General features: G+C 64.6%; 20 protein-coding genes and 1 tRNA gene. 14 read left to right on the top strand and 7 right to left on the bottom strand.

All coding sequences use genetic code 11. The features are described from left to right. Window positions 1-1,085 precede the first annotated feature (1,085 nt). The 6 genes from VD997_17490 to VD997_17465 are packed head-to-tail and all read left to right on the top strand — an operon-like array spanning window position 1,086 to window position 6,730. On the top strand, window positions 1,086-2,777 hold the full coding sequence (locus VD997_17490; protein ID HYE63789.1) for a secretin N-terminal domain-containing protein: 1,692 nt from the start codon (window positions 1,086-1,088) through the stop codon (window positions 2,775-2,777). After that, window positions 2,774-4,342, top strand: a complete 1,569-nt coding sequence (locus VD997_17485; protein HYE63788.1) for a GspE/PulE family protein — start codon at window positions 2,774-2,776, stop codon at window positions 4,340-4,342. The genes VD997_17490 and VD997_17485 overlap by 4 nt, the downstream gene beginning before the upstream one ends. Next, entirely contained in the window at window positions 4,335-4,826 is a 492-nt protein-coding gene (locus tag VD997_17480) for a hypothetical protein (GenBank protein ID HYE63787.1), read from the top strand. The genes VD997_17485 and VD997_17480 overlap by 8 nt, the downstream gene beginning before the upstream one ends. Then, window positions 4,823-5,620, top strand: coding sequence for a hypothetical protein (locus VD997_17475; protein ID HYE63786.1), 798 nt, complete (start codon window positions 4,823-4,825; stop codon window positions 5,618-5,620). The genes VD997_17480 and VD997_17475 overlap by 4 nt, the downstream gene beginning before the upstream one ends. Further along, window positions 5,617-6,162 carry a hypothetical protein gene (locus VD997_17470; protein HYE63785.1) on the top strand — a complete coding sequence of 182 codons (546 nt, stop codon included), beginning with the start codon at window positions 5,617-5,619 and terminating at the stop codon, window positions 6,160-6,162. The genes VD997_17475 and VD997_17470 overlap by 4 nt, the downstream gene beginning before the upstream one ends. Further along, a complete protein-coding gene (locus VD997_17465) occupies window positions 6,149-6,730 on the top strand; it encodes a tetratricopeptide repeat protein (GenBank protein ID HYE63784.1) in 582 nt (193 codons plus the stop codon). Before VD997_17470 ends, VD997_17465 begins: the two co-directional genes overlap by 14 nt. 6 nt (window positions 6,731-6,736) lie before the next feature. On the opposite strand, the gene VD997_17460 is transcribed toward VD997_17465, so the two are convergent. The 3 genes from VD997_17460 to VD997_17450 all read right to left on the bottom strand — a co-directional run bounded on the left by VD997_17460 (window position 6,737) and on the right by VD997_17450 (window position 8,483). After that, window positions 6,737-6,961, bottom strand: a complete 225-nt coding sequence (locus tag VD997_17460) for a hypothetical protein (GenBank protein HYE63783.1) — start codon at window positions 6,959-6,961, stop codon at window positions 6,737-6,739. A gap of 208 nt (window positions 6,962-7,169) precedes the next feature. Then, window positions 7,170-7,580, bottom strand: a complete 411-nt coding sequence (locus VD997_17455) for a hypothetical protein (GenBank protein ID HYE63782.1) — start codon at window positions 7,578-7,580, stop codon at window positions 7,170-7,172. 60 nt (window positions 7,581-7,640) lie between these two features. Continuing rightward, window positions 7,641-8,483, bottom strand: a complete 843-nt coding sequence (locus VD997_17450; GenBank protein ID HYE63781.1) for a hypothetical protein — start codon at window positions 8,481-8,483, stop codon at window positions 7,641-7,643. 368 nt (window positions 8,484-8,851) lie between these two features. Here VD997_17450 and VD997_17445 point away from each other — a divergent pair, with 368 nt between their 5' ends. Continuing rightward, window positions 8,852-9,487 carry a site-specific integrase gene (locus VD997_17445; protein ID HYE63780.1) on the top strand — a complete coding sequence of 212 codons (636 nt, stop codon included), beginning with the start codon at window positions 8,852-8,854 and terminating at the stop codon, window positions 9,485-9,487. Here the strand turns inward: VD997_17445 and VD997_17440 are convergent. Next, window positions 9,479-13,579 (bottom strand): hypothetical protein, encoded by a 4,101-nt coding sequence (locus VD997_17440; GenBank protein ID HYE63779.1) that lies wholly within the window; start codon window positions 13,577-13,579, stop codon window positions 9,479-9,481. The two genes, VD997_17445 and VD997_17440, sit on opposite strands and share 9 nt — an antisense overlap. 150 nt (window positions 13,580-13,729) lie before the next feature. On the opposite strand from VD997_17440, the gene VD997_17435 reads away from it, so the two are divergent. The 4 genes from VD997_17435 (at window position 13,730) to VD997_17420 (ending at window position 18,315) form a co-directional block, all read left to right on the top strand. Then, a complete protein-coding gene (locus tag VD997_17435) occupies window positions 13,730-14,647 on the top strand; it encodes a hypothetical protein (GenBank protein HYE63778.1) in 918 nt (305 codons plus the stop codon). Window positions 14,648-14,738: 91 nt separating this feature from the next. After that, window positions 14,739-14,939 carry a helix-turn-helix domain-containing protein gene (locus tag VD997_17430; GenBank protein HYE63777.1) on the top strand — a complete coding sequence of 67 codons (201 nt, stop codon included), beginning with the start codon at window positions 14,739-14,741 and terminating at the stop codon, window positions 14,937-14,939. Between the two features lies 1 nt (window position 14,940). Then, window positions 14,941-17,169 carry an AAA family ATPase gene (locus VD997_17425; protein HYE63776.1) on the top strand — a complete coding sequence of 743 codons (2,229 nt, stop codon included), beginning with the start codon at window positions 14,941-14,943 and terminating at the stop codon, window positions 17,167-17,169. Between the two features lie 96 nt (window positions 17,170-17,265). Then, window positions 17,266-18,315: a site-specific integrase gene (locus tag VD997_17420; GenBank protein ID HYE63775.1), complete on the top strand. Its 1,050-nt coding sequence runs from the start codon at window positions 17,266-17,268 to the stop codon at window positions 18,313-18,315. Window positions 18,316-18,499: 184 nt separating this feature from the next. Here the strand turns inward: VD997_17420 and VD997_17415 are convergent. Next, window positions 18,500-18,570: transfer RNA gene (locus tag VD997_17415), tRNA-Gln, on the bottom strand. A 279-nt stretch (window positions 18,571-18,849) separates the two neighbouring features. Here VD997_17415 and VD997_17410 point away from each other — a divergent pair. From VD997_17410 to VD997_17400, 3 genes are all read left to right on the top strand, one after another. Continuing rightward, window positions 18,850-21,114 (top strand): PDZ domain-containing protein, encoded by a 2,265-nt coding sequence (locus VD997_17410; protein HYE63774.1) that lies wholly within the window; start codon window positions 18,850-18,852, stop codon window positions 21,112-21,114. A gap of 57 nt (window positions 21,115-21,171) precedes the next feature. Beyond that, window positions 21,172-22,056: a serine protease gene (locus VD997_17405; protein ID HYE63773.1), complete on the top strand. Its 885-nt coding sequence runs from the start codon at window positions 21,172-21,174 to the stop codon at window positions 22,054-22,056. A 254-nt stretch (window positions 22,057-22,310) separates the two neighbouring features. After that, window positions 22,311-22,898, top strand: coding sequence for a hypothetical protein (locus VD997_17400; protein ID HYE63772.1), 588 nt, complete (start codon window positions 22,311-22,313; stop codon window positions 22,896-22,898). Between the two features lie 484 nt (window positions 22,899-23,382). Here VD997_17400 and VD997_17395 read toward each other — a convergent pair whose 3' ends face one another. After that, entirely contained in the window at window positions 23,383-24,159 is a 777-nt protein-coding gene (locus VD997_17395) for a hypothetical protein (protein ID HYE63771.1), read from the bottom strand. A gap of 142 nt (window positions 24,160-24,301) precedes the next feature. Next, window positions 24,302-24,532, bottom strand: coding sequence for a DUF433 domain-containing protein (locus VD997_17390; protein ID HYE63770.1), 231 nt, complete (start codon window positions 24,530-24,532; stop codon window positions 24,302-24,304). Between the last annotated feature and the right edge of the window lie 15 nt (window positions 24,533-24,547).

Here is a 24,547-nt window from a genome sequence, read left to right as displayed (position 1 = left end):
ACACTCATTGGGGTGCGCTTGGCAGAATTCGATGCGGTCGAGCACCTCATTTTCATCGATGTAACCATCGCCGCTGGTGTCGAGTGCGCAGCAGCCGGTCGGAGGCGCGGTCCGGTTTGCGGCACCGAGCATTGAGGCCGGTAGTGCAGCCAGTACAGAGGCGAATCCGATCATGAAGAGCGGCGAACGCGACAGCATGCAGCCAAGGCTCCATGAACCAAGAAGAGGTCTGTACATCCGGCAGACTCCTTGAACATCAGTTGGCGAGAGACCGGGCGTTCGGCTCAGATGCACCCCCCGCTAAAGTGCACATCGCGCGGAGCATAACCAGAGGAGGACGACGAATGCGACCTTTGTTGGACCGAGCACGATCTTCCACACACTGTCCACACCTGCTCGTAGAAGAACGAGGTTGAGCCTAGATGCTCAACCTCAGGGTGCTTGCTTGCCACCACTCAGCCCAGCTTGCAAGGGTTCTGGAATCCCGTGCTGTTCGGTGCAGCCGCGTCAGGACCGGCCAAAATAGCTCGCCTTCTTCTAGACGGGGAAGAGGGACCACCAACATCGACTCGGCGCAGAACGCCCGGGACAGTACTCTGGCCACGATGTCACTCGTTCGCCGATGTGCCCCCGCCCTGGTTACGCTTCTCCTGTCCTGGCGAGTATTTGCGCAAGACAGGGGTGGAGAAGGGATTCATGTCCCGGAAACTCTCAAGCTCTCCCGCCTTGTGGACCTCGCCGCTGAGGTCAACCGTTACCAGGTGCACTACAACCCTTCCGATCTAGAGGCGAATGTCACCCTGCGGGTCCCAGGACCCTTGAGTGCAACTCAAGTGCAGGAGCTCATGGTTGAGGTGCTCGCGTCCCGTGGCTTGACTTCGATTAGGACACCCGGGAGCTCAGGACTTTCCATCATAAAGCTAGAGCAGGCCGCCTCGCATGCATCCATCAACGGGGCCGATGCGGCGGGCTTCACCACCGTGGTCATCACTGCTAAGCACCAATCTGCAAAGGTGTTAGCTGAGGGAATCAAACCTTTTCTGAGCAGACCAGCAGGCGTAGCTTCTGTCATTGGTGACAGTCCCATGATCACGCTCAGTGACTTCACCACTAGGGTCAGAGAGCTCGAGGGCCTGCTGGAGCGGCTGGATACGCCTGACGCACTCACATTGACCCCGGTGCAGCTGAAGCACACCGCCGCTCCGGTGGTCGTTGCGGCAGCCACACAGGTCAACGTGAAGCGAGAGTCGGCAGGTGGGCGGAAGCTCCTTGGAGAGGTGCTGGTGGGGTCCGAATCGGGGACGGTTCTGGTCCTGGCCCAGCCGCAGTCGCTGCAATCATGGCTGGACCTCATTGGTCAGCTTGACAAACGCGAGCCCTTGGAAACGGTCACCTACTCCCCGCGATACTACTCGGCCAAGGACATAGCCACGCTGGTACAGGCAACAGCCAACCCAGTTGGCGCGGTGGGCCTCACGGACGACCGGTTCCAGACGGTTATCGACGACCTCACGAGCAGCTTGATCGTGACCGCCACCGCTGCACAGCACGAGCGCATTGCCGCACTGATGGCGCGGATCGACAGCGCCGAGCAGACGCCCATGCCTGTCCGCTCGTTCCCGGTGAAGAACCGCCCCGTGGTCGAGGTGCTCGGCACCCTCCAGCAGCTGATCGCGGCCGGCGCGCTCGAGTCCGATGCCGCAGGCACCTCCCGCGCCGAGGTGTCGGCGGGCTCCTCCCAGACCACGCCACGCGCACCCCAGCTCCCGCCCGGAACATCATCCGCCGGGAGTTCAACGCTTCTCCCGCAGTCTGGCCCACGCGCTCAGGTAACCAACACAGCTCAACGTCCTCCACTCTCGCTCACCGCCGACGAGCCCACGAACACCCTAATTGCGATTGGGGAACCCAGACTGCTGAGCCAGCTTGAGTCCCTCCTTGTCTCCCTCGATGTGCGCCAACCCCAGGTCATGCTGGAAGTGCAGCTCGTCAGCCTTACCGAGTCCGAGGCGCTCTCCCTAGGCGCGGAGCTCGAGCGCATCGGCAGCATCGGCAACGCCTCCGCCCGGCTCTCGTCGCTGTTCGGCCTGTCAACAGGTGGTGCTGCGGCACGCACGGTTGGCGACGCGGCCGGCTTCACCGGTGCCGTCCTCAACCCCGGTGAGTTCTCGATCATCGTGCGGGCGCTTGAGACCCTCAACAAGGGCCGCTCGGTTAGCAACCCAAAGGTCCTCGTGTCCAACAACGAGAAGGCGGTTTTCAGCAGCACGCTCCAGCAGCCCGTCCAGCAGCTGACCCGCACAGGCAGCAACGACTCCACTTTCTCGTATGGCGGCACGGAGAACGCCGGCACCACGATTTCTGTCAAGCCCCAGATCGCCCAGGGCGACCACCTCGTCCTGACCTACAGCATCAAGCTGAGCAGCTTCGTGGGCGCGAGCACGACGGCCGGCCTTCCACCCCCCAAGCAGGAGAACGCCGTGGACTCGGTAGCCAGCATCCCCGACGGCCACACAGTTGTTGTGGGCGGGTTGGACCTGATCACCGACAGCAAGGGCGAGTCCCGTATCCCGGGCATTGGAGCCATCCCGGTTCTGGGCGAGCTCTTCAAGACCCGCAACAACAACGACAGCCGCACGCGGTTCTTCGTGTTCATCAAGGCGTCGGTGCTGCGGAGCACCAGCTTCGAGGACCTCAAGTACATTTCCGCGAACGAGGCCGAGAAGGCCCGCGTCAGCGACGGCTTCCCCGAAGTGAAGCCACGGGTGATCCGATGAGCGTGGTCGAGCTCAAGCCGACACTCGAAGGGGCAGCAGCTCGCCCGGCGCAGCCCAGCCGCGAGTTCCTGTCGCTGGTGAGCCATGACTTCGCCCGCCGGCACCTTGTCCTGAGCGCCGGGATTGAGGATGGCATCGAGCAGCTGCACGTCACTGCACAGACCAAACCCACGGCCGTCTTCAATGTCGGGGTCCTGCTCCGGCGTCCTACCCGCGCCATCCTCTCTGACCCCGAAGCGCTTGCGGCCGCAATCGACAAGGCGTACCGGCCGGAGGCTCAGGACGAGCGGCCGGTCAGCACGGCTGACTCGCCGATCGTGCAGGTGGACGGGACCGAGGACATCGAGGCGGACCTCAGACTGGCGCTCCGCGATGCCGAATCGGACCTGCTGAACACCAGCGGCAAGGCACCAGCCGTGCGGCTCGTGGACCTGGTGCTCTTTGAGGCTCTCCAGCGCTCTGCCAGCGACGTGCATGTGCAGCCCGCGCGGGGCAAGACCCTGGTGCGGTACAGGCTCGACGGGGTGCTCCACACGGTCCGCGAGCTGCCCCTCGCCCTCGCGGCTTCTGTGGTCAGCCGCATCAAGGTCATGGCGTCACTGGATGTGGCCGAGCAGCGTGCGCCCCAGGACGGCCGCGCCTCGGTCAGCATCGGCGGCTCCAAGGGCCAGAGCGGTCGCCGGATCGACCTCCGCGTCAGCTCGCTCCCCAGCACCTACGGCGAGCGCGTGGTCATCCGCCTGCTCGACCCCAGCCGATCCCCCCACCTCCAAGCCTTTAGCGGGCTCGGAATGCCTGGGGCGGTGGAGCGTGGCTACCTGGGCCTCGTGGACCGCACTAGCGGGATCGTGCTCTCAACCGGACCAACCGGCAGCGGCAAGACCACCACCCTCTACACCACGCTTGCACATATCAGCGCGGTGAACGCCGGCGCGAAGGCTCGCGGCTGCGAGCTGAACATGATGACGGTCGAGGATCCGGTGGAGTACGACCTTTCCGGCGCTGGGCTCGCCATCAGCCAGACGCAGGTGGACGTGAAGAAGGGGCTGACCTTCGCCACCGGCCTCCGACACATCCTGCGGCAGGACCCGGATGTGATCATGGTGGGCGAGATCCGCGACGAGGAGACCGCCAGGATTGCGGTGCAGGCGTCCCTCACGGGCCACCTGGTGCTCTCCACCCTCCACACCAACGACGCCGCCAGCGCGGTAGCGCGCCTGATCGACCTCAGCGTGGAGCCGTTCCTGGTTTCGTCCTCCCTCTCAGGGGTGCTCGCTCAGCGGCTGGTCCGCCGCGTCCACCCGCCGTGCATGGGCGAGGGGTGCCCCGAGTGCCTGGGCACCGGCTACCGGGGGCGGATGGGGGTGTTCGAGCTCCTTGTCCTCGATGCCGAGCTCCGGGACATGGTCGGCCAGCGGCTCTCAGCCACGGACCTGAAGGCGGCTGCCGTGAGGAAGGGAATGGTCCCGCTCAAGGACGCTGGCGCGGTACTCGCCCGCCAGGGCATCACCAGCATGGCCGAGGTCTCGCGCGTCATAGAGGCGATGGAGGAGCTCGATGGCTGAGCCCTCCCCCACCGCTGACCCGCTTGTGGCTTCTCGCCGCTCGACGCGGCGAGTGGCGCTATTGGCTGGGCTGGCGATCCTCGTGGCCGCAGGCTGGGCGTTGTACCTCCCAACCCTGGATGCTCCTGAAAGCCCGACGCTCGCAAGCGCGGCCGCACCCGCCGAAACGCCAGCACCGCCCCTGGAGCTCGCCGCCTTCCAGACGCCTGTGTGGACCGTGGCCGAGCCCATCAAAGAGGCCGCAGCGCCGCCCCCGCCCGCACCAACGCCGCCGCTTAAGGTACAGCTGATCGGCATCCTGAAGGAGGGCGACTCCTACAAGGCGGTGCTGTACGACCCCGAGACTAACAAGGTGCAAGTGGTCGCGGCTGGCGAGGATGTGCAGGGCAGGAAGGTGGCCCGGATCGCCGCCGACATTGTCTCGATCCAGAACGGCCGTGGCATGCAGATGCTCACACTCAAGAACCAGGGGGCAACGCCATGACCGCGCAGGTGTGGCCAGCCGAGCGGTTCTTCTGGGCGGGGCTGGATGCGCCCGGTGTCCGCGCGGGCGTGCTGCCTGCGGGGCTTGCGCCCGTTCTCCAGGACGAGCTGCCGATCAGCGTGGATGAGGTGCACGCCGTTGGAGTCCCCGTCGAAGGAGGTCAACTCCTGGTCTGCGCCGCTCGGCGAGAGGACCTGTCAGGGCTTCCCGATGGCGTGCTTTCGCTGCGGTCCGACACGGTGCCTGATGGGCTGGGCTCGGTCTCGCCCGAGATGCTGGTGGGTGAGTTCGAGCCCCGCCTACTCCGCCGGGAGCGGTCGCAGCGTTCGATGCTGCTTGCGGCGTCGATCCTCCTTTGCTCGGGGCTGATCTCGGTGGGGCTGCTCAGGCGTGCCGCTCAGCTGTCGGAGCATGCGGGTGCCGCGACTGAGGCGACCGCGACCGTGTTGAAAGAGGCGACCCGCGCAGGCACACAGGACGCCTTGCGGAAGGAGCTGGAGGTGCTCAGCGCCTCCACCAAGCCCAACCAGCCGCTCACCCCAAGCGACGCTTCCATCACCCTTGCCGGGCTTCTCTCCGCCTGGCCTCAGGGCGTGGAGTGCGATGCCAGCGCCGTCTCCATCAGCGCGCGGACCATCACCCTGAACCTCTCTGTCGAGGGCGATGCCCGGCCGCTGCTCGCAGCGTTGAAGGCCCCCGCAGGCTGGAGTCTGGACGAGCCACGGCTCTCCACGACTGCTGGCGTGACCCGGGTGACCCTGAGCCTCCGGCGCAACGAGGAGGCACGCCGATGAGCCGCGTGCTTCCCATCCTGAGTGCGCTCTTCGGAGCTGCCCTTATCGGCTGGAGCGCCCAGCGGTACGTCGCGGCCTTGGAACAGGCGACCGAGGCGGCCGATGCCCTCACCGTTGTGGCTGACCAGGCGACGCAGCTCGATCGCCTCCGCGCCAGCGCCCCTGTCGAGTCGCGGCGGTCCCGACCCGCGCCGGGCTTGGCTTCACGCATCGCACAGGTGGTCGCTGTCACCGGTCTGAGCCAGGGCACCTTGCAGAACGTCACGCCCGAGGTGGAGACAGGCATCGGGACCGGCACCGGGATCAACTACCGCCGCACGGCCGTCCGCCTCACCCTTGACCCGATCACGCTGCCCGAACTCGGACGCTTCCTCCAGGAGTGGCGCGCCGCCGAGCCTGCCTGGACCGTGAGCACTATCGACCTCACCCCCACCAGCAACCAGGCCAAGGGCGGCCAGAAGCCCTTGCGGGCGGCGCTGTTCATTGAGACAGTGTTCGCGGCCACGACCGATGCGAAGGAACGCACCAATGGCAATCCGTAACCTCGTCGCCTCCATGCTGGTCGTTGCCGCTCTGCTCGGCGGGTGCTCGTCCTCCAAGCCGGGCAGCCCTTACGCGGGCGTGTCGGAGGCGGAGCGGAATCCCACTGAGGCGGATCGTCTCAACCAGGAAGCGGTGGCCGTGATCGACTCCGATCCGGCCAAGGCCGAGGACCTGCTCCGGCGCGCACTCGGCGCTGACCTGTACCACGCCCCCGCCCACAACAACCTCGGGACGCTCCTGCTTCAGCGCGGCAAGCTCTACGAGGCGGCCGGGGAGTTTGAGTGGGCCAAGAAGCTGATGCCAGGGCACCCGGACCCCCGGATGAACCTCGCCCTCACTCTGGAGGTGGCCGGGCGCACAGAGGAAGCGATCGACACCTACCGCACCGCTCTGGAGGTCTACCCCGAGCACATCGCCACGATGCAGGCGCTGACCCGCATCCAGGTCCGCACCGGTCGCAGCGATGCCGAGACGAAGAAGATGCTCGCGGAGATCGCGCTCAGGGGTGAGACGGAGGAGTGGCGGAAGTGGGCTCAGGGACGGCTGGCGACTAGCGCGAAGCCCTGAGCAGGGTCACTCCTCCAGATCGAAGCCAACCAGCTCCGCCAGTGCAACGCACGCGCTGTAGTAGTCGGCGTGCTCGACTGTCCACCGTTCGCCGGCGGCGTTGCTGGCATCGATGCGCCACACCTGCCCCACGCCGGGGTACTCAATACCAACGACCCCGATCGAGAGCTGGTGGTGCTCGCGCAAGGTGGCGAGGATGGCTTCGGCTACGCCGGGGTGGCCTGACTCCATACCGGCAGTCTACCGCTCCCGAGGTTCCTTCCGCCGGCCGCTCACGATGATCACGGGAAGCAGGAGGAGCCCCAGCAGCGTGAACGGCAGAACTACGGACTCGTAACCGGGGTGCGTGCGCAACCGCCACCACCCGAACGTCGCTCCCGCGAGTCCGAAGATCGCGGCCGCAAGGATCAGCCGAGGGCGTGCCACATGCATTGGTCGGTCACTTCGTCGTGTACTGACCGCGCCCAACCCGCTTGAACAGCTTGGGGTGCTTGGTCAGGGCAATGTTGACCATCACGCGGAAGTTCTTGCTGTGTGTCTTGAAGCCAGCCTTCTGCACCGCTTCGGCGATCTCCGCGATACCCATGGTCTTCCCCTTGAGCACCTCGTGCAGGGCCTCGGGTAGGGGCTTTTCGTTCCGGGCGCGGCGGCGGCCAGGGATGGCACCGCCACGGCCCCGACGGGGCTCGTCGAGCTCCCCGCCGAGTGCCTGGATCTGCTTCTCGATCTGGGCGAGCTTGGTCAACAGCCTCTCGCGCTTGCGTTGAAGGGGGCCGGCGGCCTGACGGCGGCGCTGGAGTTCGGCCTCGAGCTGAGATAGAGGGAAGTTAGAGAGGGAAGATCGCGCCAAATGGAGGTCTCCTTTGTTGTGGTAGGGTAGGCGGCCAGTTTGTTGCTTTGGACGAACACATTAGTCCTTCCGGTTCAGCAGTGCTTGCACGAGCCCATTGAACTCGTTGTTCGCCTTCTCGTCCCGCGAGTTTACCAGCCCGGTCACCACCGGAGAGAAGATGGTCCGCACCGTTGCCTTCAGCACGGCATCGCGTTCGGAAGTCGAATGAGTGCTGAGGACGAACTCTTTGAATGTGTCCAAAGCGGCCGCACGGTGACGATTGATCTCTGAAAGGTGAGCGCGGACCCGGAACATGCCCGCGCAGTAGGTGGCGGCAAGCACCAGCAAGCCGATGATGACGATGCGGGTAGTGAATAGATAGGCGTTCTCGATGTTCGCGAGGGGTCCCTTCACCTCTGAGACCGCATAGAAGCAGAAGGCGGCAACGATTGCGCCGCTCCCGCACAATACAGCTGTCCACAGCCACTTGGCCGCGCCCTGATCGTGGTCGTTCGCGATGTGGTGAAAACGGGCCGCGAAGCGTGCTACACCATGCTCGGCCGCCGCCTCTTGCAAGCTTTGTGTCAATGCCCGGGTTTCATTCCGCATCGTGTCCAGAGCCCGCACCTGCGTCTCCAGGATGCCGTTCCAGTTCTCGCTCAGCGTGTGAAGCGCCTGCACCGATTCGTTCGCGCGATGCTGAACATCCGCGAGCTTTGCCCTCTGAAGGCCAAGGAATCCAAGGGGAGGAAGGAGATCTCGGAACAGGCTTTCCGCCTCGACAGTGATAGTCGGTGCGAGCCTGTCAGCCTGTTCAGCGAAGTGGCTCTGCCCTGTGTCGTGGTAGCTCTTTCTCGCCTGAACAAACTCGTTGAAGTCCGCAACGAATCGTGTCGTACGCTCACTCAGTGACGGCAGCATCCACGATGGCAGGTGCTCAAGAGGGAGCCGAGACACCTCCCGGGCAAGGACACACAGGTCATGGGTTCTGTCGTATGCGCTCAGCTGTGGCTCGGAGATGCTCGACCACGTCTCCTCATCGAATCGCCCGATTAGTCGTAGATTGTTCCCAAGGGCTGTCGCATGGTGTTTCTTGTCGGCCATTTGCCGCACTTTACCATGACTGACGGAGATCAGACTGGGCACGACAGCGGTTGACGTGCAGGCACCTTCGAGGTGCGTCACAGTCGCGCATCGACTAGGGACCATTCCTTTCCTTGGCCGGGCCCGACTTGAACCATGCTGCCGGCGCGAGGTAAGACAGGCCCGGTCCCAAGGAGGCCCCGCGTATGTCTGCCAGCGTCAGCCCCATTGCCCGCCGCGCTAAGCCCAAGCGTCGGTTGCCTGCCGAGGTGCTCACCAACGACGAGGTGCTCCGCCTCCTGAACGCCTGCCCCTCCACCCCTACCGGCCTGCGGAACCGCGCTCTCATCGCGGTCCTGTATCGAGCGGGGCTACGGGTGAGCGAGGCCCTTGCGCTCCACCCAAAGGATGTGGAACTCGCGGCAGGCACAATCCGAGTGCTGCACGGGAAGGGCGACCGGTCACGTACCGTTGGTATCGACCCTGGTGGGGCGGCGGTGCTCGCGATCTGGCTTGAGGTGCGAGCACAGGCGGGTTTCGGCCCAGCGCATTCAATCTTCTGTGTCGCCGGCGGTGCGTCGCTCAGCTCAGGGTACGTCCGCCGGATGTTCCAGCAGCTTGGGGCAAAGGCTGGGATCACCAAGCGGGTGCACCCTCACGGCCTACGTCACACTCACGCCGCCCAGCTCCGGGCGGAAGGGGTGGACATCGGCATCATCTCGAAGCAACTCGGGCATCGGAGCATTACCACGACCGCCACGTACCTGGACCATATCGCACCAATGGCTGTGATCGGTGCAATCGCTGGCCGGCGATGGACCACACACGGTTCATCACTTTAGACGCGCGTCAAGAACGAACGGCGTGACGAGGACATTACCCCCAGATTCGGCCTCTATCGTTCGTGATTGGTCCTCCAGCTCCGCCCACGCGGCGTCAATGGACGACCAGACTGGCCTGTGCGGCGGCGCGAGTCCGGGAGTGTCAAAGAAGGCGACCACGAATATCCCTCGATCTGCACCCAGTTCAACGAGATACCTCCCCGAGAGCTGGTCGCGTAACCCGGTTCGAGCTTCTGGGTTCATCGATCGCTTGACCTCCACGGGGACGATGATCGCGCCCTCCCCGTCTACGGTTCCGATCGCGGGTACGCTCACGACCACGTCCGGTCGGCTGCCCGGCGCGCCGCCTGCCGATGCGGGCACGAACCTCTTCCGGATCTGGACCTCACGATTGGCGGTAATGGCGCGAGCCGGCGCGAACCCCGCTTCGATCGCGTTACGAATCTTGTCCGAGACGCGCTCTTCCAACTTCGGAGTCGGGGGTTCACCGTGTGGAGTATTCCAGAGATCTTCAATTTCGGGTTGTGATTGACTCTGAAGCCCCGCTTGGAACTGCAGCAGCACTTCAACCACATGGTCCACTACATCCTGCGCGGACCGCACCAGCCTTGTGGTCGAGTCAGCAAGGATCAACGCGATCGTTCTCGTTGGGATTGGCGTCCACCTGGACTGTCGATAACGGCGCTCGACCTCCGCCCTGGGTCTTCGAAGCCACGGATTTCGTTCCCCGTGGTGCAGTTCGAGCGCTCGAAGCGCTTGAACGGCAATGTGAGAGTCTTGTGAGCTAAGCCAGTTCAGCAGAGACCCACGCATCCACACTGCGGCGTCGCGTTCAGTCACTGCGTGGGCCCCTTCGTGTTCCGGGTCTTCGGCGGGAGGAAAGAGCACGAAGAGTACATCCAACAGCTCTCCCACGCGCGCTGGTCCGAGCGTGCTCAACGTAGCGGATCGCTCCAGCCGCTCGCCGTATGCGTACTTCCCGACGGCAAGTCTCGCTAACGGGCCGCCGCTTCGCAGAAACTCGAGGACCTTTCCCCACGCTTCAGCAGGGCGATATTCCAGCAGGGCCACCGCTGCACGCACCCGAATGTCGCCGTCGTGGTTGGGACCGAGGAGCCTCGTTGCTAGGTCAGTGAACCCATCACTCTGTTCCAGGATGAAGGAGAGTGTTATGGTAAGCGCATCCCCGGTCAGCGCGTCGTCCTGGATCATCCGCGCCACGTCGATGACCAGGTGTTCGTCCGCGATAGTCTTCGATGCCTCAAGTATGCTCTGCAGTAGCGATTCTGCGCCCGCTCTGCCAGCCATCCTCTGGATCTCTCGCCGCACACAGTCCCCTGCGTGTTGCACAACCATCTCGAGGATGTCCTGCTTCTCGGGCTCCGATTCGCCATACAGGTTCATCCGCAGTTCCCGCAGGATGTACCAGCACCAACGCTGCCACCATGGCTTCTCCCTGCCACTAAGCCATTCGCGTTCGACGCGCTGCAGTAGGAAGATGGCCTCCATGGCTCCGTCGCTGAGCACAGAGTTCAGCTCAATATCGCGCTCAGCATCGGGCGGCTCCCGCTGATCGAGAAGACGCCGCTTGGCGGCGTCGACGATTTCGGCACGCACCGGTGATGGTGCGGCAGCCCATCCAGGCGTGCGGTCGATAACTCGCTCGAACCTCCACTGTCCGGTCGATTCATCAAGGGCCAGCTCGCGTGCGAGCGTACCGAACCACATCGGGTCCTCGCGAGCACGTCTCAGAAGCTCCCGTATTCGCTCGGGCTGTGGAGGCTTTGAAGACCGGCGTTTCTGCCTTCGCGGGGTTCTGTCAGCATAATGCCATTCCCGCATTTGCTTCGCCTCAGCAGAGCCGAGAGCAACAGACAGTGGTGCTTTGATCACCTCACTAATCGGCCACTGCTCACGTACGCCGAGCCACGCCTCGAGGGTTGGGACTGCACTCTGCCATGGGAGCCATGACGCGAGCTCCGCAAGATTCCGACGCTCGTGATCCTTCTTGTTCGGGTCGAGGGACTCCTGAAGCAGCCAGTGAAAGTCATCGATCACAATGAGGCCGGGTAATTGCCGGTTGAGCCCCCAGAAAGGATGCCCATCCTGCACACTTCGTGCTACAGCCGTGAGAATGCCTCTTCTAGCATCCGAGTTCGTAGACAACCAAGTGCGGATGCCCTCTGCGGCTTCTTTGTCGGTGTCTTCAAAGAACACTGAATCAGCATGATGGCTTGCCGCAGTAGTGATCAGCTCGATCAAAGATGCGAGTACCTCCGGGCGGTCTACTTCTTCAATGGCGGCGCGAGCGACTCTTCGTGCAAGGTCCTGGCCAGAGTGCGAGTGCATCCTGTCCGAGAGCACCGGTTTGGCCCAATGAAGGCCAGCAACCCGATCATCAGCAGCGTCAAACTCGGACTTCTCCAGGCTGAGGATGAACGCTTCGACACTGCCAAAATGGAACCTTCGTCTCGGGGCTGCGAGCGCTGCAAACAACTCGCCAGTTGAGAGGTTCCCCGGCCAGTTACAGCGCAGTGCGATCCCTCGCAGTTCCGAGTCCGGATCACTGTCTGTTATGATGAGTGGCTTGAGGCGATGCTTAGTTCGCGCAGGAGCAATCTTCGCAATGGCGTACGCTGCTGTTTTTCGGGTTGAGAGCGCGATGCGCTCGTCGAGTGCCAACTCCGCCAGCTCCTCCGCGAGCTCCACCAGGCCCCATGACTCGACAACTTCGATTAGGAATGCGTTGAGATCCTCCGCGCCCCGTGCCCTTTCTTGAAGGAGTGGTCGGATGTCATCGGCGGCACCTAAATACTTCAGCCCCAATAACGAAACATCGTCGCGTGGAACCTGTGCATCGGTTAAACGATGTGCCCTATAGGCCTGCACCAGAGATAGAAAGGCGTCCCGCCTGAGCCTCTCGTCTGCTATGTCACTCAGACCGACGACCTCCGGGTCAGTTTGACTGATCCACCTCGCGAGCGCAGAGCTGAACATGGCGGCGCTTGCGGCGGTCTCCCGTAGAGGACCAGCAACGCCCGAAGCCCAGCCGTTGCCTCTTGCAAGGAGTGCGCGGGCTTGGGCCGCCGGTGTATTTCCCAGCCTTCTCCCGGCCAGGAACTCGGCGAATTGGCGGTGAAGGAATCTCGAGGCGCGGAGGCCCGCCGACCTGAACAGACCAGTTCGGAGCGTCGCGGTGAGTAGAGCAGACGAGATTTGGGGCGATGATCCACTAGGGAGTCCACCTAGTTCGAAAGCAGTCAGCACTGCACCGTCAGCGGAATCGTCCAAGGTGATGACTTCGCGCCCAGACAGCACTGTGAATGTAGCCAAACGCTCGGCCACTTCTATCAACGTTTGCACAGGCACCGAGGTGGCGGTCCCGTGCTCCAGGCGTTCTACCGCTTCAGTGCACAGTCGACGGATGCACCGATCAAACAACTCGGCTCTGGACGAGGTTAGAGTGCCACCTGCGGCGTGTTCTGCCACCAATAGAGCAAGTGTGAGCGGCTGTTCTGCCAGAGTCATCGCCCCGACACTTCGCAGGTCTGCGAGGAACGCCTGCGCATCTAGCTTCTCTGCCGCACACACGCTCGTGATGTCCTCCTCATTCAGCGGCTGAAGTTCAGCGGTGGTCACGGCTTCGGGCGAGTACTTCAGTTCTAGCGCGCGCTGCAGCGTCTTAGGCCAGACTGCGGACCTGCATGCGATTCGGATGAACGGCGCTGTCTGAAGCTGTTTGATCCACCCCTCGATTATCGCTGCTGCAGTGGGCAGCGGCACCAATGCCTCATCAAGGGAATCGATGTAGATCGCACCTTCCGGACCCGCCTCCCCAAGAGCCTTTTCCAACGCTGCACGTAGATCAGAGGGAAATGGCATTGCTGTAGCGAGCTCGACCCTGGCGATCCGCCTTCCCTGTGCCTCTTCGGCTCTCGCCAACTGTTCGATCTCGAACGACTTCCCCAGACCCGCTGCACCCAGAAGAATGGCGACCGGACGAGTAGAAAGTGCGGTCGTCCACAGTGTTCCTGCGATCCCGCCTTCCACCCAATTGGTCCACCGACGCTGTAACGGCCAGGTGACTGCCATTCAATCAGAGTACCTTCATTCACTTTGGCTTGAACACCTGTGGTCTCCGGTAGAGCGCACCCCGCCCGCTGTCAGGCCTCTACCCCCTGACCCGGCTACTCCCGTTACTGGCAACGTTCAAGAGAGGGCGCTTTCGCTACGATCTAGTTGATGTCCGAACCGCTGCCGCTCCCCCTAACCAGACTGTCCATTGAGTGGCTAAGGCTCGACGGTCGCGTCCAGACAGTAATCGGCTCCCTTAAGCACGTAGCCGAGGAGCGTCGTCAGCGTCGCGAGCTGCGCGGCATGCTGATCCAGGCTCTGGCTGACCAGGCGAACTCGACCAAAGCCCCAAAGGACATCCGGGCCTTCGAGGAGGCGACCGGGCGTGACCCTCCCCGTCCTCAGACACCGACCGAGGACTTCCTCCTGACCGGCGTGGTCGCCAGCGGCGAAGTCACCGGTTCTCCAATCTCAGCATTGCAAGACTTGATCATCGAAGCAGAAGCGCTCCTGCATGACGAGGTCATCCCACTCGTCCGCGCCGCCCGAGACGACAGTGCTCTCACCTCAATGCGAGAGCTTGCCGCTGACCTCGCTGAACTGCGGCAGTTGGCGCTAGGACTCACGCCAGCTGTTCTGATTCCGAACACGTTGATCGAGGCGGAGCCGCTCGAACAACTGCACGCGAAGCTGAAGAAGGGGTTCGGGCAGGTGCAGGTGCTCGCGAGGGATCGGCACATTGCTACAGGGGGCGTACCGGAGCCCGACGGCCTGGGTTCCTCCTCTACTGACTGCCCCGAGGAGGTCTGGCGCTCAGCACGATGGATTCGATTCGCCACCAACGACGGCCTCATGCCAGCGACTCTCCGCTCACGCTGGAAAGGCGGCAAGGGTCCAATCAGAGGGCAGAAGCAGCGCGGGCGTCTCCAGTTTGAAGTCGAGAGCGTCTGCACTGTTTACCCAGAGTTCGCCAACTCGCTGCGGCAGGGTTTGAAGGAGATTGACCCGCGCGATCTTCGGCCCAGAAGGCGAGCGAAAGCGCATCAAAGCGCATCAACGAACATCAAAGGGAAGAAGTCCCGGTAAGTGCCTCGTCGTGCACTCTGCGTGCACGTAGAACCTCCCGTGAAGTGTGGCAACCGCAGGGCGCGGGGGGCACTCACACGGGAGTCTCTCCATGGACGGTACGAAACAGCCGGCGAGGGTTGATCAGAAGCTGGCAACGGTCACGCAGGCGGCAGCTGAGTTGAACTGCTCGGTCCGGAGCATCTGGAGGTTGATCGCGGCGCGGCAGCTTGACGCGGTGAAGATTGGCCGGGCAGTTCGTGTGACTCGCACGAGCATCGACCGCTTCATCGCGCAGGGCGGGGAGAGCTGAAGTGGCCCGCGTCGCCCCCCACGCTGACACTGAGGCATTCCTGAGGCTGATGTACAGGCCCGGGGACGTGTTCGAGGTCCGGGCACCCAAGTGCGCACCCAACTTGCGCACGATCGGGGGGTACTTCCGATACGAGTCCGCCAACAAGGCGACGGAGGCGATCGCGACAATAGACGCCAGCGGCCGAGCGCCCGCAATCTATGTGAGCCTCAACCCAGTCACACCGGACCTCTTGGCCAGGTCTGCTGAGCGGCTCAAGGAGCAAACGACTACGACAGCCGACACGCAGATCGTCGAGCGGCGATGGGTCCTCATCGATTGTGACCCACGCCGGCCATCTGGGACCTCCTCAACTGATGGCGAGCTCGCCGCCGCAGGGGCAAAGGCCACGGAGATCTCCGAGTATCTTCGAGCACGGGGGTGGCCCGACCCAGTTCGTTCGATGTCCGGCAACGGCCACCACCTGCTGTACCCAGTCGAGCTTCCAGCGAACGACTCCGGGCTCGTAGAGCGCGTGCTCAAGAGCTTGGCCGGCAGGTTCGACGACGCCCTCGTAGCGATCGATACCTCGGTCGCAAACCCATCCCGAATCACGAAGGTGCCAGGGACGCTGGCCCGCAAGGGTGACGACTTCCAGGGCTTCGACGGAATCGCCGCACGCCCCCACCGCCGCGCGGTGCTGCTCACAAGGGAAGCTCCTAATCGCGCCGTGACCAGAGAACAACTGGAAGCCTTAGCGCCAGCCTCGCCGTGCACAGCGCGGGCGCAGAGTACCCCACCATCCTGTTCGCGCAGCCTTGACCGGTTCTCCCGCGATGCGGCCGGTGTGCGGGAGTACCTGACCAGCCACGGGGTCAATGTTACCGGTGAGAATCGGAAGGATGACGCCACCTTCCTCTACCTGGACCGCTGCCCTGTGATCCCGGACTGCGTCTCCGAGAGCGGCAGCGACATCGCGGTGATCGTGGGCGACTCCGGTAAGACGAGCTACAAGAACATGCACAACCGTGGAGCTGACCTCAAGTGGGCAGACCTTCGGAGAGCTATCGAGCCCGGTTACCACCCCGCTCGGGACCGGGGCACGCACAGCTCAACAGTCGAGACCAATGCTCCAGTGATCGAGACGATCAGCGGGCTCATCCGTGCCTTCCCCAAGCTCCGGGAGCCCGTTGTTGATGGGCTGCTCCGTCGCGGCGAGGTGTTCAACGTCGTCGCACCTCCGAAGATCGGCAAGTCCTGGGCGGCGCAGTCCCTCGCCTTGTCGGTCGCAACTGGCGGCGATTGGTTCGGTTTCAGGGCACGCAAAGGGCGCGCCCTCCTGGTTGATGTGGAGCTGCACGCAGAGACGTTGGCGTTCCGCCTCAAGACGGTCTGCCAACAGAACAACGTTGATCCGGAGAAGGTGGCCGCCGACTTCGAGGTGATGCGCCTGCGGGGGAAGCTGCTCAACATCCATCAGGTCATGGAGTTCCTGCTGAGGCTTCCACCAGGAACTTTCGACCTCGTCGTCCTCGATCCGCTCTACCGACTGCTGCCCAGGGACGGCGACGAGAACTCCAACGCGACGGTGAGCGAGATGTACAACTGCCTAGACGCCATCGCCGCACACCTCGATGCGGCGGTAGTGGTCGTGCACCACACCTCCAAGGGCACCCAGCTGCGCAAGTCGGTCACGGATATAGGCGCAGGGGGGGGGGCCCAGACCCGTGCCGCTGACAGCCACCTCGTATTCCGCGAGATTGAGGAGGGGCTTGTCGTCGCACAGGCGGTTCTCCGCTCGTATCCACCTATGGCCGCGTTCGTGGCGAGGTTCGAGGGAGGGCGCTGGTGCAGGGACACGACTCTCGACCCCGAGTCACTCCTGAAGGGGAAGCGCACGCGCGAAAAGGCACCGCCAAGCAAGGCCTCTCAGGCGTTGACTGCCGAGACGTTCGCATCCCGCTATGTCGGACCGGAACCGGTCATTCGCGAGGAGGTTTTCAGCCGCGCGTACAAGGACCGGGTGTCAAAGACGGACGCTACAGCACTTCTGAAGCTGGCCGAGGAGCAAGGCTACATCACTAGGCACCAGCACCAAAATCAGCCCCACCGGTTCAGTACTGGGGGAGGGGGGTGCCCGAGTACCCCTCACCCCCAGAGCCTTCAGCCTCTGGGGGGGTGTGGGGGGGACACACAACCCCCCCTCCCCCCCTCCCCGAGCACTCCCAAGAAAAAGAAGAAGGCCGCGTGAACATCGAAGTCGCGCGGTTGCGCGGCTTGAACCCTCGGCATGTCAAGCCCCTCATCCGTCTAGGAACGGACGGCACAAAGCACAAAGGGATGAACCATGGGACGGCTGTACGAGCGCGATGGGAAGTGGTGGCTGGACTACGTGGACGCGACCGGGAAGCGGGTGCGCAAGGCGGGCGCGAAGGACAAGAGCGTCGCCCAGAAGATGCTCTCGGACGCCGAGACGGCGGCGGAGAAGGTCAAGGCCGGGGTGCTGCACGCCGACCCCCGCGAGGCCCGCAAGCCGTACCTCAGCCACGTCAGCGACTACATCTCCGACCTGCGGCGGCGCGGGCGGGACGGGATGTACGTGTACAACGTCCGCAAGCACCTGGAGCGAGCGGCGACCGAGCAGAGGTGGGCCAACCTGACCATGTGCTCGCAGCGGAGCGTGTCCGGCTACCTCCGGCGGTTGCACGACGAGGGGCTCAGCCCCAAGACCGTCAACGCCCACCGGGCGGACCTGAGCGCCTTCTTCGCCTGGTGCGTGACCCAGCGGGTCATGGAGGCCAACCCTTGCGAGCTTGTGCCGAAGAGCGCCGTCAAGGGGGACAAGACGAGGCGGGCGCTGTCGGTGCCCGAGATCAAGCGCCTGCTGGGGGCAGCGCCCGAGCCGAGGCGCACCTGCTACCTGTTCCTCGTCTACACCGGCCTGCGGCGGTCAGAGGCTGCGGCGCTGACCCACGGCCACCTGCACCTGGAGGTCGCCAACGCCCACGTCGAGCTGCCCCCAAGCCTCACCAAGAGCGGCAGGGCGGAAGCGGTGCCGCTGGTGCCGGAGGTCGTCGCCGCCCTCCAGGCAAGCCGGGGCGAGCGGTCGGACGAGGACCCCGTCTTCGACGCGATCCCGTTGATGGAGGAGTTCCGGGCGGACCTCAAGGCGGCTGGGATCGAGGAGGCCGACGGGCGCGGGCGGAAGGTGGTCCTGCACAGCCTTCGCCACTCCCTGGCCACCATGCTGGTCACGAGCAGCGTGCCCATGGCGGTGGCCCAGCGGATCATGCGGCACCGGGACATCAAGCTGACGGCCGAGGTGTACGCGGACGAGGCGCTGCTGCCGCTGAGCGCCGCAATGAGCGCGCTGCCCAGCCTCACGAGGACGGCATGATGTCGAGGAACGTCCCTCTAGGATGCCGCAGCATCAATGGTGCCTTTATCGTGCCTTTCTCGGGGCTCGACTGGGCACACACCGGCACAAGCGACCACGCCCGGCTCTTGGCCGGTTCGCCGCAAGGTCGCAACGTGGCGTGGGTTGGCACGCTGGGGCACGAGGCCCGCTGCATGCCGGAAAGCTGGGGTACTAGGATTTGAACCTAGACTAACTGAGTCAGAGTCAGTCGTGCTACCGTTACACCATACCCCAAGGTCGCCACAATCGTACACCGTCCGCGGGCTCCGGCAAGGGCGGCGGGCGGGGTGACTTGCCGGTAGGTTGCCCCACAATCCGCTCACAAGGGCTGCCCAGCGCCACACTTTCAGTGGGGCGGTCGCCGGTCTGGCAGGGGAAACTCCGGCCCTCGACCGTTTTCCACTATCCTCTCCCGTGAACCTTTCCGGGGGCGGGGGGTATTAACCACCCAGACCCGCTCCCTGAACACTCAACGCAATTGCCGCTCCCGGTTTCGGGGGCGAGGAGACTTTGATGCCCCAGGCCCTCCGCACCGCGCCACTCCGGACCCTGATCGCCCCCGCCCTGCTGCTGGCCCTGCTTGCGGGCGGCTGCTCGCAGCAGCGGACGCCGGCCGCGCAGGGTGCGGTGTCGCACAAGGACCCTCAGCAGAACGATCAGCCGTCGACCCGCAGCGGCGGGGGCTCGGGCGAGAAGGCGGCCATGAATCGGGCCGACAGCCTGCGGGAGGAGATGCGGGTGGTTGTCAGCCAGGCCCGCGACAAGGTCTTCCCGGCGCTCGTGAATATCTCGGTCATCACCGTCAACTACTACGGCGGCAAGGAGACCAAGGGCGGCTCCATCGGCTCGGGCACGATCATCTCGCCCGACGGCTACATCCTCACCAACCAGCACGTGACCGACAGCGGCAAGAAGTACCGCGTCACGCTCGCGGACCGGACCGAGCTGCCCGCGACGATGGTGGGCGAGGACCCGCTGACCGACCTCGCGGTGCTCAAGATCGACCCCGGCTCCTACAAGGGCCCGCTGCCTTACGCGAGCTTCGGCGACAGCGACAAGCTGATGGTGGGCGACTACGTGATGGCCATGGGCTCGCCGCTGGCGCTGTCCCGCTCCGTCACGCTGGGCATCGTGAGCAACACCGAGCGCGTATTCACCAGCGGCATGGGCGGGGACGAGGTCGAGGAGATGGAGTTTGACGCCGGGCGGACCGGCCTCTTCACCTCCTGGATCCAGCACGACGCCAACATCAACCACGGCAACTCCGGCGGCCCGCTGGTGAACCTGCGAGGCGAGGTCATCGGCGTCAACGCACTGGGCGGGCAGAACATGGGCTTCGCGATCCCCGCGGCCCTCGCCCGCGACGTCGCCCGCGAGCTCATCGACAAGGGCGAGGTCGTCCGCTCGCAGGTGGGCATCGCCCTCAAGCCCATCAAGCGCTCGGAGTTCAAGGAGGGTGTGTTCATCAACTCCGTCGTCAAGGACTCGCCGGCCGACAAGGCGGGGCTGAAGGCGGGCGACCTGATCACGGCCCTCGATGGCAAGCCCGTGACCGTGAAGTTCGCGGAGGAAGTGCCCACGTTCGTGCGGATGATCTCGAGCAAGCCCGTGGGCACGAAGATGAGCGTGGAGTACAGCCGAGGGGGCGAAAAGGCCACCACCACTCTCGTCACCGAGAAGCTTCTGAAGGAGCGGGGCGACCAGACCGCGCTCCGCATGTGGGGCGTCAGCCTGTCGCAGATCACCGAGAAGATGGCGAAGGACCGCCAGCTCGCGTCCACCAAAGGCGCGATCGTGACTGGGCTGCGCTCGGGCGGGCCTGCATCCCAGGCGGAGCCGGCGCTCTCCTATGGCGACATCATCAAGACGGTGGACGGCAAGCCGGTAGAGACGCTCGAACAGGCCGTGGAGGTGTACAAGAAGATCATGTCGGGCGAGCCGATCCCCGAGTTCGTGCTGATCGAGTTCGACCGTCGCGGCAAGAACCAGGTGACGCTCATCAAGCCGCGTCCGGACAAGACGCAGGACCCACCTCGCGAGGTGCCCAAGAGCTGGATCGGCATCGCCACGCAGCCGGTGCTGCGCGACCTTGCCAAGCAGCTCGGCCACGAGGGCACGCTGGGCTTCCGCGTGACCCGCGTGTACCCCGGCACGCTCGCGTACACGAGCGGCCTGCAGGTGGGCGACGTCATCACCGCCATCAACGGCGACAAGATGGCCCCGCGCTCCATCCAGGAGTCGGGCATGCTGGAGCGCAAGATCCGGCAGCTGGGCGGCAACGACAAGGCCACGCTCGCGGTCCTCCGCAACGGCGAGACCATCGAGCTGAGCGTGCCGCTCGAGCGCACGCGGATCGGGCCCAGCGAGGCGTTGAAGGAGCAGAACAAGGACTTCGAGCTCTCCGTCCGGGAGCTGACCTTCTTCGATCGCGACGACAACCGGTGGGAGGACTCCGTCAACGGCGTGCTGGTGGAGAACGTCGAGGACGCGGGATGGGCGGGCCTGGCCGGCATCGGCTATGGCGACCTCATCCAGAAGGTGAACCAGCACGAGATCAAGGACATCCACTCGTTCCGCAAGGCCATGGCCGAGATCGCCAAGGCACAGCCCGAGCGCGTCACCTTCGGCGTGCTCCGCGGCAACCGCACGTACTTCATGTTCGCGGAGCCCGAGTGGAAGCCGGTCGTTACTGGCGAGAAGGGCGAGAAGAAGACCGAGGGTGCGCCCGCCGCCGCCGAGGGTGCGCCCGCCAAGGGTGAGTCCACCGAGAAGAAGTGAAACCCGCTACCGTGTTGGCGCGTTCTCAGGTTCCTGCACGCTTTCTGGAGATGCACCGTGTCGAAGCTCTTGTCCGCCGCTGTTCTCGCCCTGCTCGCCGGCACTACGTTGGTCGGCGCGCCCGCCATCGCGGCGGACCCCACCCCCGCCACTCCGGCCCAGCCCTCCACGGCCACGCCGGGCAGCCGCATCGCCGCGGAGCGGTCCGCGGCCATCGTCACCATCAAGTTCGTGCTCAAGAGCGAGGAGGGTGAGCAGGAGGAAGAGACCACCGGCGCGATGATGGACGCGAGCGGCCTGGTCATCTGCTCCAACAAGCCTTTCGGCGGCCTGATGGCGCGGATGGGCATGAGCGTGCCCACCCCCACCGACATCAAGATCCTCGTCGGTGATGACACCCAGGGCGTGAGCGCCAAGTTCCTCGCCCGCGACACCGAGCTCGGCCTCGCGTGGCTCCAGGTCGAGGAGGCGCCCAAGACTCCTTACGCGTTCATCGACTTCGCCCAGAGCGCCGAGCCCAAGACGGGCGAGGTGCTGTACGCCGTCTCGCTCATGGGCAAGTTCTTCGACCGCGCCCCCATGCTCAGCGAGGGCTTCGTCACGGCCACCGTCACCAAGCCCCGCACGCTGATCATGCCGTCGGTGGGCATTGTCGTCGGCGGCGATGAGGGCCTGCCGATCTTCGACGCCAACAACAAGGTCGTGGGCTTCTCCACCCTGATCCTGCCCGAGCGGGAAGAGATGGTCGCCGGGCAGATGCAGGCGGCGATGAAGGGCTTCCTGGGCCAGATGATCCTGCCCAGCAAGGACGTTCTGGACGCCACGGCCCGGGCGAAGGAAACGGCCAAGAACAACCCCGCGCCCGAGGAGCCCAAGGCGGACGCTCCGCCCGCCCCTGAGGCCCCAGCCGCGCCGGAGCCCGCCCCCGCGCCCAAGCAGTAACTGTTCCTCCCCTCACTCAGCTTCTGACGCGGGCCCGGCAGACCACTGCCGGGCCCGCTGTGTTTTCCTAAGTGCTTTGGGGTGTTTTACTTGTGATTCCGGGCTTTTTTCACTTGAATACCCCGGCGGGGCCGGGGATACTGACGGCTCAGGCTTGGAGGTCGGCGTGGGTGGGGACCCGCGCCTGGAAGGTCAACCGGCCGACCGCGGGGAGCGGCGGCCTGCGTGCACAACCTGATTCACTGGAGATCCACATGAGCACTGCTGCGCTCGTGCGTGTTGTGTTCGTTGATTGCTGCCCGGAGGTGCTGGCCGCGGTCGGGCGGGGGCTGGATGCGGGGCACGGGATCGAGGTGATGGCCCTGCTCGGGACGCCAACGCACGTGGAGCGGGTGTGCCGCGTGGTGCGGCCGGACGTGGTCGTCCTCGACCCGACGATGCCGGGGCTGGACGCCGCGGCACTGACAAGCCGGCTGGCGGAGGTCAGCCCCGAGTCGAAGGTCCTGGTGCACGCGGTGGCGATGGCCCCCGACGAGTTTGACCGCGTGATGGAGGCGGGGGTGTGGGGGGCCACCTACCGCGGCTGGGACGTGGAGTCGCTGGGGCGCGCGATCCGGCGCGTGCACAGCGGAGAGTTTGTGCTGAACATCGCCCTGCGGCCGCCGGTGGCGGTCGGGGAGGCCGCCCCGGCGGCAGGGCGAGAAGCGGAGTGTCGGGGACTCGAACCCCAGCCCGGTGAAGGGCCCGCCCGGCTTCCAACCGGGGGCGACGCCTCGTCGCGTGGCACTCCAGGCGGATGGCAGAGGACTCGAACCCCGCGCCTTTCGGCGCCAACCGCTTAGCAAGCGGCGGTCCATCACCCGACCTGTGCACAGCTGGCCTGGCCCCGCACCCGCGCGCTCACGCGCACCGAGCCGCGCGTGGCAGGGGCTCGCCGCCCCTGCCCGACCCCGCCAGGAGCGCCCGCACCGCTTTGCGCGTCCACATGAAAACGCGTTCTGCGACGCCACGGCCGCCCGCGCACGTTCCTGCGCCAACACACGCCAAATCAACTTGCCCGGATGTCCTCGCAACGAGAGAATGCCCGCACGCCCGCTCCAAAAACAGGGGCTCCGCCCCGCGATGCAGGCCCAACGCTACCCGCTCGCCCCGCACCATGACAAAAGCCCGTGCTCCTCCGCACGCGGGCCCCTCGGTCACCCACGCTGCTCAGCACATCTGATGAAAGTGCCCCGGATCTGCAAAGACACGGAGGTCATTCCAATCAAGTGCTGGGGGAGCGAGGGCCGGTACCGCGCGAGGTCGGTGGAGTCCCGATCAGCACCTTTAGCTGCTCGTTCCGTTGGCGGCAGCAAGGGCGTCCCACAGATTTCCCGCGACCACGTCGCCAACGATCGCGTCCAGATCGGACCTCTGTACCCAGAGCTGCCGTTGCCCAAGCTCCAGTTCCATCTCCCACATTCCGAAGACGGCATGGAGCGCGGCCGCATCTTTCCTCTGGCCCTCCGCCTGTTCATGCAGAGCAGCCTTGGCCGCCCGAAGCACCGCGACCGGCTCTCTGATCAGTATGCATCCGGGTCCGCTCGGAAGCGACTGATCCAGTAAGTCAACCCCGCCCCGAAAAACTGTGTTCTTCAGCGACGCTCTCGAGAAGTCGTTCCTGCGGAGCTCGTTCGTGTTTCGTCCAACCATTGCTGCCAATGAAGGGGGCACCGCGGCGCTCAGGATTGAATCTTCAATCTCCCCCGTGAACCTGCAATCGATCAGTTCGACAGCCATACACATCCAGCTTCTGAAGGTGGCCCGCTCGAAGACGCATCGCTCGTACCGGCAGTTGCCCCCCACGTCCATGTTCAGGCATACAGCAGAGAACCTGCAGTCGCGGAAGATCGTCTGCTTCGTTCCTGACCCAAACTGAACGTGCGCGATCGCTGTCTCGCTGAACGTGCAGTTTGTCAGGGTCGCGCCGACGGTAACGAACTGATCGATACGTCGGCCGGCATACTCAACGCCCTCGATATCACCCTCTAGGAGAATGGATTCGCTGGCCCGAAACCGCCCAGGCGGCATGATCTCGATACCTCCTGTTGATTGTCGTGCCACCAACTATTTCTGCTCTGCGAAAAAAAGGTGGTTGGGTGCCGTGCGAACCTAATGTGCCGATCGTACCCGGGCGGAACCATTCACCTTCCCGGAGCCAACAGTCTCGGCACGCGTGGGAGGGTGACGACATCAGCCGGCAGCTTCAACCCGCGAGCCTCGCGGTCACAACGACCTCGTTCTTGAGAGCATTGGCTGCGAATCGAAGGGCCTGCTCCACATCACCCGCGGTGAGCTGCGGGTATTGCGCGACGATCTGGGGGATCGTGCCGCCACTGGCGACCAGCTCGAGCAGGAACTCGACGCTCAGCCGGGTGCCCTTGACGATCGGCTTTCCCGAGAGGATCGCGGGGTCGGACACGATGCGGTCGAACATGCCCGGAGTATAGCG

The organism is Phycisphaerales bacterium (assembly GCA_035627955.1).
Lineage (GTDB): Bacteria > Planctomycetota > Phycisphaerae > Phycisphaerales > UBA1924 > JAEYTB01.
Note: the sequence above shows the minus strand (reverse complement) of the source record. Positions and strands in the feature narration are given on the sequence as shown.